The 1,960-nt window shown below is 65.1% G+C and carries 4 protein-coding genes; 1 reads left to right on the plus strand and 3 read right to left on the minus strand.

Annotated elements, in window-relative coordinates:
• On the minus strand, positions 1-199 hold a 199-nt coding region (locus AC2VOG_RS05945; protein WP_486938992.1), incomplete at its 3' end, for a hypothetical protein.
• A 66-nt stretch (positions 200-265) separates the two neighbouring features.
• A complete protein-coding gene (locus tag AC2VOG_RS05950; RefSeq protein ID WP_486938993.1) occupies positions 266-745 on the minus strand; it encodes an Hsp20/alpha crystallin family protein in 480 nt (159 codons plus the stop codon).
• Between the two features lie 149 nt (positions 746-894).
• Here AC2VOG_RS05950 and AC2VOG_RS05955 point away from each other — a divergent pair, with 149 nt between their 5' ends.
• A complete protein-coding gene (locus AC2VOG_RS05955) occupies positions 895-1,215 on the plus strand; it encodes a MerR family transcriptional regulator (protein ID WP_486938995.1) in 321 nt (106 codons plus the stop codon).
• A 144-nt stretch (positions 1,216-1,359) separates the two neighbouring features.
• Here the strand turns inward: AC2VOG_RS05955 and AC2VOG_RS05960 are convergent.
• Positions 1,360-1,960, minus strand: a 601-nt coding sequence (locus tag AC2VOG_RS05960; RefSeq protein ID WP_486938994.1) for a GntR family transcriptional regulator, incomplete at its 5' end; no start/stop codon positions are given.

A 1,960-nucleotide genomic window follows, 5' to 3' on the forward strand; every position in this document is an offset into this window, starting at 1 on the left:
CGCAGAGAGGACACCCGATCGCTGGTGGCACCGGCCGCCGACAGACAGGAACTTCAGCAGTGGCGCAGAAGATGGCGTCGACCTCGGCGATCAGCGCCAGCACGACCGACGCGTCCTCAACACCCAGGGCCGCGGCCAGCGCAACTGGCTCGGTGGCGCTAGGCGGTGTCGGCGCCGCCAGCGTGGTCTCCTGCATCATTGCTCACCTCCTTGGCTTGATCAGGTGCGGAGACCCAGGGCTGATGAGCCCCGGGTGTCCGTGGCATCAGACCCCGGCGGGTTCTCTCGCAGGTGCCCGGTTGAGCACCGTGTCGCCGTCCTCGGTGATCACTTTGTTGCCCTTGGCGGCGTCGGGACGGCCGACGATGATCTTGCGGGGCTTGGCCTTTTCAGCCACCGGGATCGCGAGTCGCAAGACCCCGTCTTTGTAGTCCGCGGTGATTCGGGCGGTGTCGAGGTTGTTGCCCAGCACCAGTTGACGAGAGAAGACACCGCGGGGCCGCTCGGTGGCGAGCATCTCCCGGGACGGGTCGACCGCGGCGCGTTCGGCTCGCACGGTCACCACGTTGTTCTCGATGTCCAGATCCAACGAATCGATGTTCACTCCGGGCAGATCGAACTCGACGATGAACTCGTCACCGTCGCGCCAGGCGTCCATCGGCATGCCGGCGGGTCGGGCTGCTGTGCCGAGAACCTGTTGGGTGAACCGATCCAGATCGCGGAACGGATCTGTGCGCATCAGCATGGTTGCCACCTCCAACTGTCCTTTCTTGTGTCCACACTTTCTTGCGTCTACCGATGGCTTATCTGTGCCATCTGGTATAGATTTTTGTATAGCACTGCGACATGACGGATGCAAGTAGTGGAACAGGAAAAATTTTGAACGCTGGCGAAATGGGCCCGGCCCGGCCGGAAACAGGGCCGGCTAACGGGCTCCCAGCCTCCGATCGGGGGGTCTACGGGATCGCGGTAGCCGCCGAATTGTCCGGCGCGCCACTGCAATCGCTGCGGCTGTGGGAGCGCCGCGGCCTGCTGTTCCCCTCGCGCACCGACGGCGGCACCCGCCGCTACAGCGCCGACGACCTGACCCGGATCGAACGAATCCTCACCCTCGTGGCCGCCGGGGTGAACATCGCCGGCATCGGCCGCATCCTGGACCTCGAAGACGACAACACCGCGCTCCGCGAGGCTGTCGGCCACGACGAAGCCCGGTGAGCGCGGCGCGCCACCACGCGCCTGCAACGACTGCATTCTTGACGACGCCAGCCGCCTGATCGAGCAGACTTCGGCCAACTCACCCTCGCGCCGGTGCACACGACGAGCCCGATCACGCGACGGTGGCGGACATCGGCCAGGCGGCTATTCGTCGGCTCGTTCGACCACACCATGTTCGGCGAGATGGTCGATCAGCGGAGCCGCCCCCGCGGCCAAGTGTTCCGACATTGCTGTGCGGGCGGACTCGCTGTCGCGCCTGACCAACGCGGCCACCACCCGGCGGTGGTCTTTGATCGATTGATCCGGCCAGCCGGCGATGATAGGAAACACGGATTCGGGAGCGTAGCGGGTGATCTGCGACATCATCTGCGCGAGCTTGGGCGACTGGGCCGCCACGTTGATGGCTCGATGGAATTCGTGGTTGAGACGCACCGTTCGCTCAATGTCATTGCCGGCGTAGGCATCCTCCAGCTGGGACTGGATTTCTTTGAGTCCACGGAGTTGGTCGTCGTCGATGTTGGCCGCGGCGCGCGCAGCCAGCTCGCCACCCACATGCGCCTGGAGGTTGGCGACATCGGCAAGATCACGCTCGGTGACCGGAAGCACCACGAAGCCGCGCCGCGGCTGCTGAGCCAATAGACCCTCGGCCCGCAGTTCGAAAAGCGCTTCGCGTACCGGGGTGACGCTGATTCCCAGTTCGGCAGCCAGCTGATCGAGACGAACGTATTCACCCGCGGAGTAGGTG

Source organism: Mycobacterium sp. TH-M11 (assembly GCF_057473725.1).